Source organism: Xylella taiwanensis, from assembly GCF_013177435.1.
In the GTDB taxonomy this organism is placed as follows: Bacteria; Pseudomonadota; Gammaproteobacteria; order Xanthomonadales; family Xanthomonadaceae; genus Xylella; species Xylella taiwanensis.
In genome coordinates this window covers 1,794,164-1,808,284 of the sequence record NZ_CP053627.1, presented here as the reverse complement: position 1 = coordinate 1,808,284, position 14,121 = coordinate 1,794,164, and the positions used below count along the sequence as shown (strand labels likewise).

The following is a 14,121-nucleotide window of genomic DNA, read 5'->3' as shown; positions in this document are numbered from 1 at the left end:
GCACGAGGTCATTGCTAAGTAAGGGCAACAAAAGCCGAGATTTCATTAAGGAGGAATCTCGGCTTGTTACTCGGTGATTCGCTGTGCGATCAGGTTATTTGCCTAGGTATGGATCGATGCTTGTGTGTACCCGGGGAGTGGGTAACACAAGGCATTAAGGTGGTGTAGACGGTTAAATTTATTTTTTTAAATCTATCAATTTAATTTAATTAATTGATTTGATGAATCATTAAAGGATGCTTAAGCTACACGTCCTTCTGAGTTCTATGGCTTCCGCTTAGCAAGAGGAAACATTAAATGTCTGTTCTTAACACTGAAATACTTTCATTCAAGTCGACTGCTTACAAAAATGGCCAGTTCATTGAAGTCTCAGATGCTATCCTCAAGGGCAAGTGGTCTGTGCTTGTGTTTTATCCTGCGGACTTTACTTTTGTCTGTCCGACTGAACTGGAAGATTTGGCTGATCATTACGAGGAATTCCAGAAGCAGGGTGTTGAGATCTATTCGGTTTCGACAGATACCCATTTCTCGCATAAGGCTTGGCACGATATTTCGCCGGCGATTGGTAAGATCAAGTATCCGATGATTGGCGATCCGACGCATGAAATCAGCCGGAATTTTAATGTGTTGCGTCCAAGTGGTTTGGCTGACCGTGGTACCTTTATCATTGATCCGCAGGGCGTGATTCAGTCAGTGGAGATTACCGCTGAGGGTATCGGCCGTGATGCAAAGGAACTTTTGCGCAAGGTCAAAGCCGCGATCTATGTCGCCAACCATCCGGGTGAAGTCTGCCCAGCCAAGTGGCAAGAAGGCGAAAAAACCCTAGCGCCGTCGCTAGATCTGGTCGGTAAGATCTGAACCGATAGGCATCCTCGGCCCATAATCAGGCCGGGGGTGAATTAAAAAAGTTACTCCTGCTTGCTTGTTTCGTCACAGTCTTACGTCCAGGTACGTATTGGCTATTGCATTCCTTTTTTTACGCCGCTCGGCGATGTGCAGCGCAGCGATGCTGTTCGCTTTTAATCCTCCTCACCAGGAGATAGTTATGTTTGATGAAAGTTTAAAGACCCAGCTTAAAGCCTATTTGGATCGGGTGATTCGTCCCATCCATATTCATGCCTCTGTTGACGAGAGCCAGAAGTCACGTGAGATGCTCGAGCTACTCGAAAATATTGTACTGCTCTCGGACAAGGTCGTTTTGGAGGTGCAGCGTGACGATGATCAACGTAAGCCCTCCTTTGCGTTGGGTACGCCAGGTGAGGACATTTCGATGCGCTTTGCTGGTTTACCGATGGGGCACGAGTTTGCTTCATTGGTGCTTGGATTGCTGCAGGTTGGTGGGCATCCTCCTAAAGTCACGGACGATCTAATCGAGCGGGTGCGCAGCCTGGATGGTCATTATTGCTTTGAGACCTATTTTTCAGTGTCTTGTCAGAGTTGTCCGGATGTGGTGCAGGCACTGAATATGGCTGCGGTATTGAACCCGCGGATCGAGCATGTAGCTATTGACGGCGCACTGTTCCAGGACGAGGTCGAGGCACGCCAGATTATGTCGGTGCCAACGGTGTACTTGAATGGTGAGCTGTTTGATCAGGGGCGTATGACATTGGAACAGATTGTCGCCAAGCTTGATATTGGTGCGGCCAAGCGCGAAGCCGAGACTATCCAAGCTAAGGCTGCCTTCGACGTACTGGTGGTTGGTGGCGGCCCGGCTGGTGCGGCAGCGGCGGTGTATGCTGCGCGTAAGGGAATCCGGACTGGTTTGGTTGCTGAGCGCTTTGGTGGACAAGTGCTGGATACCATGACGATCGAGAACTTCATATCTGTGCCGGAAACCGATGGCCCGAGAATGGCCGTGGCCTTGGAGCAGCACGTGCGCCAGTATGAGGTCGATATCATGAACTTGCAGCATGCCGAGACATTGGTGCCGGCTGGAGAAAACGGCCTTATTGAGGTTGGATTGGCCAGTGGTGTTTCGCTGAGCAGCCGCACCGTGATTCTTTGCACGGGTGCACGCTGGCGGCAGATGAACGTGCCTGGTGAGGATGAATACCGCAACAAGGGAGTGGCTTATTGTCCGCATTGCGATGGACCGTTGTTTAAGGGTAAGCGAGTCGCGGTGATTGGTGGTGGTAATTCGGGAGTGGAGGCGGCGATCGATTTGGCTGGGATTGCCGCCTATGTCACGTTGCTTGAGTTCGATACCAAGCTGCGTGCCGACGAAGTATTGCAACGTAAGTTACGCAGCATGTCGAATGTGGAAATTATTACGGGTGCCCAGACCACCGCGGTGTCTGGTGATGGAAAGAAGGTCACTGGCTTGGTCTACGTTGATCGCAGCACTGGTGGGAGCTTTACATTGACATTGGAAGGCGTGTTTGTGCAGATCGGTTTGTTACCGAATACCGAGTGGTTGAAGGGTGCGGTGGAGTTGTCTCTCCGTGGCGAAATCGTGATTGATGAACGTGGTCAGACCAGCATGCCGGGTGTATTCGCTGCTGGTGACGCTACTACGGTGCCGTATAAGCAGATTGTCATTGCGATGGGCGAGGGATCCAAAGCCGCGTTGAGTGCTTTCGATTATCTGATCCGTACCAATGTGGTTGGGACTACGGGGATTGCTCAGGCAGCTTGAGCCAATGCAGTACAGCGGCTTAACTTTATTTTGCGTAGTCTTAAGTGTTGTTGAAATACCAAGTGTGGACTTAAATTCGCTCCCTTGCCGCGAGGTTTGGCTTTATGAACCTGCGTGACTTGAAATATCTGATTGCTCTGGCCGATTACAAGCACTTTGGCCGTGCTGCAACTGCATGTTTTGTCAGTCAGCCGACGTTATCTACCCAAATCAAGAAGTTGGAGGACGAGCTCGGCGTGTCGTTAGTCGAGCGTGCGCCACGTAAGGTCATGATGACTCCGGCTGGGCATGAAGCGGCGATCCGTGCGCGTAATATTGTTGCTGAGGTAGAGGAGATGAAGGAAGCGGCGCGGCGCAGCCGTGATCCGGAGGCCGGTGCTGTGCGTTTGGGTATTTTCCCAACGCTCGGTCCGTATTTGTTGCCACATGTAGTGCCGAGTATCAGGTATCGTTTTCCACAATTGGAACTGTTGCTGATCGAGGAGAAAAGTGACGAGTTGCTGATACGGTTGCGTGAGGGTAAGTTGGATGCAGCATTGCTAGCACTGCCGTTAAATGATGAGCAATTGCACACCGAGTTTTTGTTTGAGGAACCATTCGTGTTGGCAGTCCCGGAGGGGCATCCGCTGGCTACGCGTCGCTTGATGACCCTGGATGAGTTAGCCGATGAACGGTTGCTGCTGCTGCAAGATGGCCACTGTCTGCGTGAGCAGGCGTTAGATGTGTGCAATATGACTGGTGCATCGGAGAAGTCGGAGTTCCAGGCTACCAGCTTGGAGACTTTGCGACAGATGGTAGTTGCTAATGTTGGCATCACGCTGCTGCCATTGCTCTCAGTCAAACCACCTGTAGTATGTTCTGACAGTATGCGTCTGATTAATTTCCCCTTGGACAAACAGCCGAGCCGGCGAATCGCGATGGTGTGGCGACGTAGCTCGGCGATGACTACATTTTTGGAGAGGTTCGCGAGCATGTTCAAGGAGTTGCCGAAGGAGTTGTTTGATTTGCCTGAGACTGTAGTGCTGTATAAGGGGGGGTAACTTTTCTAGTTGTGCGGGTGGGGGAGCTAAAGAGTTGACTGTGGGAGAAGGCTAGCTGCCATTGCTGTGTGTGGGCGGCGGCGGCAGTCGTTACATCACCAGTTCCAGTGAATGATGACATTGTTGGGTTCGACTTGGGGGAGGGTGGTTCACTACTTAAAGTTAAAACAAGCCACTGATTGGAGTTTTTGACTTCTTGTGCTGTTCTGCTTTTAGACCCTGGGATACTTGGACGTTGATGTTAAGCTTACATGATTAGTTAAGGTGTCGTGTTTCTCATGAAGCTGCTTGCCTTCGAAACGTCCACTGAGGCATGTTCGGTGGCCGTGCAGGTTGATGGGTGTGTTCTGGAGCGCTTTGAGGTTGCACCTCGCCGCCACTCTGAACTCGTGTTGCCATGGGCTGAGCAACTCTTAGCTGAGGCGGGCATCAGCCGCCGACAGCTTGATGCGATTGCACTTGGATGTGGTCCCGGTGCCTTCACTGGGGTGCGTCTGGCAATCAGTCTGGCCCAGGGAATAGCGTTGGCTTTGGATCGTCCGTTATTGCCGGTCTCTACTCTGCAAGTGCTTGCCATGCGTGCCGCACCTGAGGCGCCGCGTGTGCTGGCGAGCATTGATGCTCGCATGGGTGAAGTGTATTCCGCAATTTTCGTGCGATGTGACGGCATATTAGTGCCGAGTGGTCCAGAGAGTGTTTGCGCACCGGATAGCATCGTATTGTTGGGGAACGATCATGATTGGCATGCAGTCGGCACTGGCCTTGGTGCTAGCCATGGCTTGCTAAAGCAGCGGCTGGCGTCGCGGTTGGCAGCTGCCGATGCGCTTGCTATGCCACACGCGGTTGATATCTTGGACTTGGCCATACCTGCGTTGATACGTGGCGAGGGTCTTGCTCCAGAAGCAGTGGAGCCAGTCTATTTGCGTAACAACGTTGCTCTTACCCTGAATCAGCAGCGTGCTACGCAGGTGTCTGGCTGAGTGAGACATAAACAATTTGGGGAAGGATGTCCGTATTGTCACAGCAGTGGCCTCTCCTCTCGTTGTTGATGATTACAGTAGTATTCCCGTTCAGTGTGTTCGGAGTCTGCTACTTCATGAAACAAATTGCTGTTCAAGCTGAGATTTTTAGCTGCAACTTTATCGTTCTTCCGCCTGTGTTTTCGTGATATCAGACTCTGTGACCAAACATAGGAAAACACGCGGATGAGTTAAGAATGCTTCACTTGGCTCGTGGTAGTGGCTTAACTATTTTCCGTGGGTGTGCTGTAGCAACGGAATTGGAACTATATGAGCTGATTGATTGCAGATGTTTGCTGCTTACCAAAACCACGGGGGTATTCTGTTGGTAGCTGTTTGTGGGGGGGGGGGCGTCTGTATTACGCTTCATCAGGTTGAGCGCATGGGGCGAGATCAGAAACTGCGTAATCGTGTTCAACCTCAGCGCGTTAAAGCCGTATTGGCCATATGGTGTGTTGCACTGTGAGGTACCACAGTGGCGAGTTGCGAGTACTGAGATTTGAAACCTCTTACTTTGTTCCTAAAACATAGTTAATAATTAAGGTGTTATCGTCAGCGCAAAGCTTCTCGCTGCTGCAAGTAGCGCTACTCTTACTTGCATTTCTGATGTTTGCATGCCTACACTTCCAAGCTTGTTCAGCAGCTCTATACGGTGTGAGCTATGAAGCCCGACATCCATCCAATTTATCGTGAAGTCGTCTTTCATGATGTGACTTCCAATTTCAAGTTTCTCACCCGTTCCACCATGAATACTAAGGAAACTATTTTGTGGGAAGACGGGCGGGAATACCCGTTGATCAAGGTTGAAATATCTTCGGCCTCGCATCCGTTTTATACAGGTAAGCATAAAATTGTCGATACAAGTGGTCGTATCGATAAGTTTAAAAAGCGTTACGCACGTTGAGTTAACCAGTTTTGGTCATGTCGTTTTTCGATTGTGCAGGTTGCGTAAACGTTTTAAGGATAAGCCAAGACGCAGATCTATAAGCGCTCAACTACTAAGGTGCTGTGTTTGCATCAATCTCCTTGATGGATGTTTCTCATAGCTCCAGTGAACTATTCTTGAATATCTAACAACCGCCCGTACGGTTTGCCGTGTGGGCGTCTTTCCATTGTAAGGAGCCCACTCTGTGTCCGATCTTGATAAGGTCACCCTCAATGCTGGTGAGACTTCTCTCGTTTTGCCGGTGTTGAAACCCACGTTAGGTAATGGTTGCGTCGATATTGCGAAGTTAACAAAGGAAACAGGACTGTTCACTTACGACTCCGGTTTTACAGCAACGGCAAGCTGTAAATCGGCCATCACTTACATCGATGGTGACAAAGGTGTGCTGTTGTACCGTGGTTATCCGATTGAGCAGTTGGCCGAGTACTCCGACTTTTTGGAGGTAGCCTATTTGCTGATGAACGGTGAGTTGCCGAGCAAAGACGAATTTGCCAAGTTTGACCATGAAATCACGCATCACACAATGATGCACGAGTCGTTGAAGAACTTTCTTGGCGGTTTTCATTATGATGCGCATCCAATGGCTATGTTGGCTGCTTCGGTTGCTTCGCTGTCGGCGTTCTACCACGATACCCTTGATTTGAACGATCTTGAGCAACGTCGCCAAGCTGCAGTTCGTCTGATCGCCAAAGTGCCAACCCTCGCAGCAGCAGCCCACCGCTACTCGATCGGCTGGCCGATCCGTTATCCACGAAACAATCTTGGTTATGTCGAGCGCTTTTTACATATGATGTTCGAAGTGCCGAGTGAACCGCTGCAGCTGAATCCAGTCGTGGCCAAAGCTCTGGAGTTGCTGTTCATTTTGCATGCCGACCATGAGCAGAACGCTTCGACATCAACGGTCCGCTTAGTGGGTTCGACTGGTGCTAATCCTTATGCCTCGGTTGCTGCGGGTATCGCCGCACTCTGGGGTCCAGCACACGGTGGTGCTAACGAGGCCGTGTTAAAGATGTTAGAGGAGATTGGAAATGCCAAGAACGTTGATTCTATTGTTGCCAAAGCAAAAACCAAGGACAAGAACTCTCCGTTCCGTTTGATGGGTTTCGGCCATCGTGTCTACAAACATTTTGATCCGCGTGCAAAAATCATTCGTGAGATGACTCACAAGGTCCTTAGTGAGCTGGGTGTTCACGATCCACTACTGGAAGTAGCATTGAAGTTGGAAGAGGCTGTGCTGAAAGACGATTACTTCGTGGAACGCAAGCTGTACCCCAACGTTGATTTTTATTCGGGCATCATCTACAAAGCTCTCAACATTCCGTTGGAAATGTTTACAGTGATGTTTGCCATTGCACGTACCGCAGGCTGGGTTTCGCATTGGCTAGAGCAGCAGGTTGACCCGGAGATGAAAATCAGCCGCCCACGCCAAATATATACAGGTTATGGGGAGCGTAACTACAAAGATCCCAGTCAAAGAAGTTCTTCAGCTGTGCTTCTCAGATGATAGAGGTTAAAACTAAGTCGCCTCAAAAGGCACCTCAAATAAGGTGAGGTGCCGCTTTTATTCTTCACCTGAATAAGCGTTGCAGAAAACAGAGAGCCGTTCAGATCGACTGTGGCGATGGCATCAACGCTTAGAAAACTGCGTGGCGCGGCGGGCTTTGTGGAGACCGACTTTCTTGCGTTCGACTTCACGGGCATCACGAGTCATGAAGCCAGCCTTGCGTAACTCAGGTTTTAGAGACGCATCATACTCGACTAATGCACGTGCAATACCAAGACGAATCGCACCTGCTTGGCCAGTGGTACCTCCCCCAGTGGCAGTGATTAAAATATCGAAGTTTCCGGTATTTTTGGTTAACTCAAGCGGCTGGCGGACTATCATGCGTGCGGTTTCCCGCCCGAAGAACTCATCCAGAGAACGACCATTGACGCTGATGCGCCCGGACCCTTTGCGTAGAAACACGCGTGCAGAGGAGGATTTACGGCGACCAGTACCGTAGCTTTGCGTGATAGGCATTATTTATATGTCCAGAACTTGCGGCTGCTGTGCGGCGTGTGGATGCTCCGAACCTGCGTAGACTTTAAGCTTGCGGTACATAGCGCGGCCCAGCGGTCCCTTCGGAAGCATACCTTTGACGGCAATCTCAATCACTCGCTCCGGATGGCGTTGAAGCGCCTGACCGAGGCTCTCACTTTTAAGATTGCCTATATAGCCAGTGAAACGGTGGTAATGCTTATCGGTGAGTTTCTTACCGGTAACAACGATTTTCTCGGCATTAATCACAACCAAGTAATCCCCAGTATCAACATGAGGAGTGTAGACAGGTTTGTTCTTGCCCAGTAGGCGGCGGGCCAATTGTGTCGCAAGACGCCCGAGCGTCTTGCCTTCGGCATCAACGAGATACCAGTCCCGCTGGATAGTCTCGTTCTTGGCAGTGAACGTAATCATTGAGAAAACTTTTTATTGGTTGTCGAGCGCATTCCATCTGATGGACTTGAGGGAACTCTGCCACGCGTTGTTAAAATTAGTGCACGAATCCTACTTGAGTCTTGGTGTATGTGCAAGTGCCTTTAACCGTGTTGGCAAGACAATAGTGATGCTGTGACAATGTTGGCCATGGACACTAATCTTTCGACACGCTGCCACATCCATCTGGACTCGTTGTTGATAGAGACTCAGCGTGTGTTGGAGGTTGTCTTCGGTCATCCGGTTGCGCAGCGTCCCAGTCCTGCCAATGCTCTCCCTAATCCGTTACTGTCCCCCAAGGATCGTCGACATGCTGCTGGACTAATGCGAATCAACCATGTCGGCGAGGTCTGTGCCCAGGGGCTGTACTTTGGTCAGGTTGCGGTGGCACGCAAGGAGGAATTGCGTCAGCACTTGCTGAAAGCGGCTCAGGAGGAAACGGATCATTTGGCTTGGTGCTCAGATCGATTGCAGGAATTGGAAAGCAGACCAAGCTTGTTCAATCCACTCTGGTACGCTGGCAGCTATGTGTTGGGTGTTTTTGCTGGATTGGTTGGTGATCCGTGGAGTTTGGGCTTTGTGGTCGAGACAGAGCGTCAAGTCGAGGCGCATTTGGATAAGCACTTGCAGACTTTCCCAGATGTCGATACTCGTAGTCGTGAGATCCTCCGGGTAATGAAGGCTGATGAGGCTCGCCATGCTGAACAAGCTGAACAAGCCGGTGCACGCTTGTTGCCGTCACCGATTCCAGTGGCAATGGCGTGGGCCGCACATTTTATGAGAATCGTCGCTTACCGAATTTGAGTTTGGATCGTGACTGGTATGCACATTAGTCTTTTTCCGCTTGATCATATATTGGTTAAAGCTCTTTCAGCTTAATGAAGCGACTTAATCTTGTTCCCCCTTATGTTCGATAGGTCTCGTAGATGGACGTAGGAGGGTACCGATGCGCTTCGCATTGACTCGATGATTTACCTCTTCCACAGGTTAAAAGCTTCTTTGTATAGCTTATATGCCGAGTAAGTTTCGTCACGGTTGTCACGAAGTCTTCAAACACTTATTCGACTAAATTGCGTCCGTGAAATAGTTCCTCAATCTCACGTTTGAGCAATGCTTCGATTTTCATGCGTTCCTTGAATGAAAGATTTCTGGCCTTTTCTTCAAACAGATATTGATCCAGATCGAAGTCTTTCAAATGCATTTTCGTGTGAAAGATATTCTCCTGGTAGACGTTCACATCGAACATTTCGTAGCGTGACTTGATGTTTTTGGAAAGAAAGTTTTGGATCGAATTGATCTTGTGGTCAATGAAATGCTTCTTTCCCTTCACGTCACGCGTGAAGCCACGCACACGGTAATCCATGATCACGATGTCCGATTCCAAGCTTTCGATCAAGTAGTTGAGGGCTTTGAGTGGGGAGATGACCCCGCAGGTTGCTACGTCGATATCCGCACGAAAAGTCGCGATTCCCTCCTGTGGATGGGTCTCGGGATAGGTATGAACCGTGATATGACTCTTATCCATGTGTGCGACCACTGCATCGGAGATCAACTCTTTGCCGGCTTGCTTTTTATCGATCACAGGCTCTTCGGAGATCAGAATGGTCACTGAGGCTCCCTGGGGGTCGTAGTCTTGTCGGGCGATATTGAGGATATTAGCCCCGATAATCTCGGCCACGTCGGTTAAGATCTGAGTCAGACGGTCAGCGTCATAGCGTTCGTCAATATAATCGATGTAACGCTGGCGCTCCTCTTCAGTGCGTGCATAGCACACGTCGTAGATGTTGAAGCTCAGCGCCTTGGTGAGGTTGTTGAATCCTTGCAACCTCAGACGAGGCAATGGCTTGACCACGGTGGTCTATCCCAGATGAGAGACTAGAGAATGAAGAAATTATGCGGCAAAGTTCTCAGCAGCGAAATGCCATTGCCAGCGATGGTTTACGCATGGCAAGAAAGACCGCTAAGCTTATCCGGATTGGAATGCGGACCTAATATGACTATAGGGAACACTACGAGTGTGACAACGGTACGTAACGCTACTCCGCCTTTAGCTCTCGACAATGCGGCGATCGAGCGCTTCTTGGCTCACAGTCATCGACGCCGCTACCCCAACCGAACGGATGTGTTCCGCCCGGGTGACCCTGCTGGAACGCTTTACTACGTCATCAGTGGGTCGATCAGTATCATTGCGGAGGAAGACAATCATCGAGAGTTGGTCCTTGGCTATTTCGGAGCAGGCGAGTTTGTGGGTGAGATGGGTTTGTTCATTGAATCGGATGCTCGTGAAGTCATCTTGCGTACCCGGACTCAGTGTGAATTGGCTGAGGTGAGTTATGAGCGTTTGCACCAACTGTTGCAGGGAAGCCTAGTGAGTGATGCGCCGCGGATTTTGTATGCGATAGGCATGCAATTGTCCAAGCGTTTATTGCTTACTACTCGCAAGGCCAGTCGTCTGGCCTTCTTGGATGTGGGCGATCGGATCTTGCGCACCTTACATGATCTGGCTCGCGATCCGGAGGCAATGAGTCATCCTCAGGGGACTCAGTTGCGGGTATCACGCCAGGAACTGGCGCGTCTGGTTGGGTGCTCGCGTGAGATGGCTGGACGTGTGCTGAAGAAGTTGCAAGCGGATGGGCTGTTGCATGCGCGTGGCAAAACCGTCGTTCTGTACGGAACGCGCTGACTCAAATCCCATTGTGTGCACAGTGCTGGGCGACACTCAGCACCGTGCAGGCAACCTATAGATGGTTCCCATTGATCGATCGGCCAACTTATCTGTCAGTAGTTGTATATGACTTCATCGATAAAAATCAGTCGGAATATACATTGAACTTTGTAGCGGGGATCAAGAACCATGCTTTTGCAACGGCAGGTAATAACCCTATGGCCTTTTCCAGCATTACTGTCTGTATCTTTAATCTTATTTTGCCGATCCCACTTATTTTGACTTAATTGCTTCAGTTAATGTCTTGCAACACGTACATGTGATGCTCAGATCGAGCATCATCCAAACGTATGGCTATCTCAGTAGCACATATAAATTGTGCGCATCGGCATTTGAGGACTGACTCATCCTTCTGTGGGGTTATTATGCTGCGCCGTTTGAACGTAGCTATTCCCTTGCCTTACAGGGGGATGCTTTACGTGACATAGATCCTCCTAGTACAAATCACTTGGCCAGTCGCTGCAGAAATTGGAATCATGCTGTTTTTATATCCAATAAACTGCATTTTTGGATGGATACGATAGGGGCATGGTCGTTTGTGAATGCTACAGCGCTTATCGAAGTGACCCAAAGGGAGAGCGGGATCATCAGATACAGACACCTTGGGGTTATTCTGACGCTGACTTTTATGGCGAAAATCGGATCATGAATGCGATGTCGTATTAGATGATGGCAAGAAGGCAGATGATTCCCGATGGGGGAAGTGGCAATATATATTTTGAAATTCGACACGAAAATTAATTGATATTTGTCACATAATTGACGCAAAGAGCTGATATTAATAAGTCTCTTGAAGAAGGAACTGCATTCAGCCAATGACTGCAGCATTGTGAGGAAACAAGAAGCCGGTGGTTGGATATCTCGGCCCTCGCACACGGGGGGTGTGCATTTCAATGTTTAAGGAGTGGAGAAATGAGAGAGTTAACGTTTGAAGAAGCTGTAGAAGTGGATGGTCAGGGCTGGACTTCGGCCTTCTTGACCGGTGCCTCAGCTGGTGGGTATGCCGGTGGTCTTATTGGCAATGTACCAGGCGCTGTTGTAGGTACAGTGGTTGGTGGCATCACCGGTGTTATTCTGAATTTGTTCTAATTTATCAGCTTACTGCTATTAATATTAAGGAGTTAAGTAATCCAATGCGTGAACTTGAAATCCACGAAATCGAATCTGTCGACGGTGCCGACATGGAGTTTGTTGAAAATGTTGCTGTTGGCGTTACTGCGGGTGCGACCGTTGGCTATATACTCTTTGGCCCGCTGGGTGCGGCTGTAGGTACGGCAAGTGCTCTTATGGGCAGCGCCTGGGTTGCGCTATTCAGATCGTAATTGTGCAATTCCTCAAAGGAGTCCAGCATGAATCCTGGGCTCCTTTATATTTCTGGATGCAAAGTAAAATGTTCATCAAGTTTCACCGTTTGGATGGCAAGGTGTACATCTGCTGCTACATGGCAGACTTGGTAAATATAAGTTTTCGCGTGCATTCTGAACTTGGATTTCAATCGCTTTGTGTAGTGCAGGCCAAATTAAAGTGTGAGTGAGAAAGGAACCACCAACCTTGGTCAGACCTTTGGTTTGCATAGTATGTTGCGTGTGGATGTATTGAGTGATTTGTATTGAAATGGGTATTGAAGTTGATCTGGCGGCCAAGCTTAAGCCGCAATAATGCCTTGCATTTCAGCGTTGCTTTCCAAAGAAGTTAGGACTGTCGGTAGTGCTGTAGTGCTGCCGACCTTTTTCGTTCTTGAGTTTTAGTGAGTCGATATCGGCTCATTGCAATGCGGTCGTGTTGCTGGCGGTGTATTTTGGCTTGATTGCACTTGTGTTTTGTTACCGATCCATCCAGAGAGCTTTTGAATCAAGGATAAATAAAGAGCTTGTATCTCTTGTTCTTACAGATCTCCGCATCCCATCCAGATGTGTCAAATCTAAGTGGCTCATTACCTATCAAAGTGGGGCATATTCAGGTGCTGGTTAACATTTGATCACTACTTATTTTGATCAGATTTTGTTCTCATCGTATTGTCATTTGGCAATGATTTGGAAGAACTGCAGTAGCAATATGAACCTGTATTCATTGAGGTATTGGTTGCGCCACTTGTTGTTGAAGTTTTCAATAACACCGTTTTTCCTGAGGCCCTGTGATTCATCGACGCATGCATGTTGTATTGAGGCAATGAAAGATTCGGCGTGTGAAGCCTGAGTTTTTATCGGGATGACCTGCTCTGTGATGAACTGATTGTGTTTTATGTTCGTCTTCATACATGGAGAGATTGAAGTTTTCGCTGGTGTGCCTCAGTAAATGTAGCGCAATGCATGGTTGTTTTCTTTTGTGGAGTGAGGTTGTATCACTCTTTAGTAGGCAATAATCTCCAAGAACCTGATGACTAAACTGAGTGGAATGTTTTGGCTACAGCCCGCATGTGAGCCTTGTTCAGCTTACGCATTTATTTTCTTTAGCTTGAGCAACATCTCAATTGCTTTGCCGGTTGCAGCGAAGGCAAATGCACCAGTGACGTGAGTCGCTGCGCCCAAGCTGGCGTTGCAGTCTAATTTCAGTGCTGCGTTGGCCCTTAATGGCGGACGCACTCCGCATACACTACCGTCAGCTTGCGGATACTTCACATTCTCCAGCGAATATACTGCAGGCACACCAAAATATCGTTTCGGATTCCTAGGGAAATTGAACTCACTACGCAACTTCTTGCGGATCAAAGCGAGCATCGTGTCGTGTTCCGTTCGAGAAATGTCGCGTACCCGCACTAAAGTCGGTTCAGTACGTCCTCCGGCGGCGCCAATGGTGATCAACGGTCGTTTATGGTGCCGACACCAAGCGATGGCCTCAACTTTGATCCGAAAGCTGTCGGAAGCATCAATAATCAGATTGAAATCTTGCCCTAGCAGTGTTTCCATGTTGGCCACTGTCAAAAATACCTCCGTTGCTGACACGTTGATCATTGGATTAATTGCACGGCAACGTTCAGCCATCGCATGCGCTTTGTTTCGGCCGTACTGGCCTATCAGTGCCGGTAGCTGGCGATTGGTATTGGAGATACAGATATCGTCCGCATCAATCAAATTCATGTGGCCAACAGCCGAGCGTGCGAGTGCCTCGACGATCCACGAACCGACTCCACCCATGCCGATTACTGCTACACGACACTTCGACAGCCTTGCAACCGTGCCAAGGCCATATAGCCGATCAATACCGGAGAAGCGCTCACCCCAGTGTTTATCCATTGCATCATTTATTTCCCTGTCCTGTATATCTACCACTCGGTTCCCCCTCTAAA

At 49.2% G+C, this 14,121-nt stretch carries 14 protein-coding genes; 10 read left to right on the top strand and 4 right to left on the bottom strand.

What is annotated here, in order from left to right:
• Window positions 1–297: 297 nt before the first annotated feature.
• The 6 genes from ahpC to PLS229_RS07795 all read left to right on the top strand — a co-directional run bounded on the left by ahpC (window position 298) and on the right by PLS229_RS07795 (window position 7,144).
• The gene (gene ahpC, locus PLS229_RS07820; RefSeq protein WP_038272620.1) at window positions 298–858 is read left to right on the top strand and encodes an alkyl hydroperoxide reductase subunit C; all 561 of its coding nucleotides are present in this window, start codon (window positions 298–300) and stop codon (window positions 856–858) included.
• Window positions 859–1,045: 187 nt separating this feature from the next.
• Window positions 1,046–2,635: an alkyl hydroperoxide reductase subunit F gene (ahpF, locus tag PLS229_RS07815; protein WP_038272622.1), complete on the top strand. Its 1,590-nt coding sequence runs from the start codon at window positions 1,046–1,048 to the stop codon at window positions 2,633–2,635.
• Window positions 2,636–2,739: 104 nt separating this feature from the next.
• The gene (locus PLS229_RS07810; RefSeq protein ID WP_038272625.1) at window positions 2,740–3,675 is read left to right on the top strand and encodes a LysR substrate-binding domain-containing protein; all 936 of its coding nucleotides are present in this window, start codon (window positions 2,740–2,742) and stop codon (window positions 3,673–3,675) included.
• A gap of 278 nt (window positions 3,676–3,953) precedes the next feature.
• On the top strand, window positions 3,954–4,655 hold the full coding sequence (gene tsaB / locus PLS229_RS07805; RefSeq protein ID WP_038272628.1) for a tRNA (adenosine(37)-N6)-threonylcarbamoyltransferase complex dimerization subunit type 1 TsaB: 702 nt from the start codon (window positions 3,954–3,956) through the stop codon (window positions 4,653–4,655).
• 700 nt (window positions 4,656–5,355) lie between these two features.
• On the top strand, window positions 5,356–5,598 hold the full coding sequence (locus tag PLS229_RS07800) for a type B 50S ribosomal protein L31 (RefSeq protein WP_038272630.1): 243 nt from the start codon (window positions 5,356–5,358) through the stop codon (window positions 5,596–5,598).
• Window positions 5,599–5,824: 226 nt separating this feature from the next.
• Window positions 5,825–7,144, top strand: coding sequence for a citrate synthase (locus PLS229_RS07795; RefSeq protein ID WP_038272633.1), 1,320 nt, complete (start codon window positions 5,825–5,827; stop codon window positions 7,142–7,144).
• A 123-nt stretch (window positions 7,145–7,267) separates the two neighbouring features.
• On the opposite strand, the gene rpsI is transcribed toward PLS229_RS07795, so the two are convergent.
• Entirely contained in the window at window positions 7,268–7,660 is a 393-nt protein-coding gene (rpsI, locus tag PLS229_RS07790; protein ID WP_038272635.1) for a 30S ribosomal protein S9, read from the bottom strand.
• Between the two features lie 3 nt (window positions 7,661–7,663).
• A complete protein-coding gene (gene rplM / locus PLS229_RS07785) occupies window positions 7,664–8,092 on the bottom strand; it encodes a 50S ribosomal protein L13 (RefSeq protein WP_038272637.1) in 429 nt (142 codons plus the stop codon).
• 168 nt (window positions 8,093–8,260) lie between these two features.
• Here rplM and coq7 point away from each other — a divergent pair, with 168 nt between their 5' ends.
• Window positions 8,261–8,914, top strand: a complete 654-nt coding sequence (gene coq7 / locus PLS229_RS07780; RefSeq protein WP_038272659.1) for a 2-polyprenyl-3-methyl-6-methoxy-1,4-benzoquinone monooxygenase — start codon at window positions 8,261–8,263, stop codon at window positions 8,912–8,914.
• A gap of 253 nt (window positions 8,915–9,167) precedes the next feature.
• Here the strand turns inward: coq7 and speD are convergent, their stop codons facing one another.
• Window positions 9,168–9,962, bottom strand: coding sequence for an adenosylmethionine decarboxylase (speD, locus tag PLS229_RS07775; RefSeq protein ID WP_038272638.1), 795 nt, complete (start codon window positions 9,960–9,962; stop codon window positions 9,168–9,170).
• 141 nt (window positions 9,963–10,103) lie between these two features.
• Between speD and crp the strand changes: the two genes are divergently transcribed.
• From crp to PLS229_RS07760, 3 genes are all read left to right on the top strand, one after another.
• Window positions 10,104–10,793 carry a cAMP-activated global transcriptional regulator CRP gene (gene crp, locus PLS229_RS07770; protein WP_038272640.1) on the top strand — a complete coding sequence of 230 codons (690 nt, stop codon included), beginning with the start codon at window positions 10,104–10,106 and terminating at the stop codon, window positions 10,791–10,793.
• Window positions 10,794–11,747: 954 nt separating this feature from the next.
• On the top strand, window positions 11,748–11,924 hold the full coding sequence (locus PLS229_RS12300; RefSeq protein WP_230428225.1) for a Blp family class II bacteriocin: 177 nt from the start codon (window positions 11,748–11,750) through the stop codon (window positions 11,922–11,924).
• Between the two features lie 44 nt (window positions 11,925–11,968).
• Entirely contained in the window at window positions 11,969–12,157 is a 189-nt protein-coding gene (locus PLS229_RS07760; protein ID WP_038272642.1) for a hypothetical protein, read from the top strand.
• Between the two features lie 1,110 nt (window positions 12,158–13,267).
• Here the strand turns inward: PLS229_RS07760 and PLS229_RS07755 are convergent.
• Window positions 13,268–14,068: a tRNA threonylcarbamoyladenosine dehydratase gene (locus tag PLS229_RS07755; RefSeq protein WP_038272649.1), complete on the bottom strand. Its 801-nt coding sequence runs from the start codon at window positions 14,066–14,068 to the stop codon at window positions 13,268–13,270.
• Window positions 14,069–14,121 lie beyond the last annotated feature (53 nt).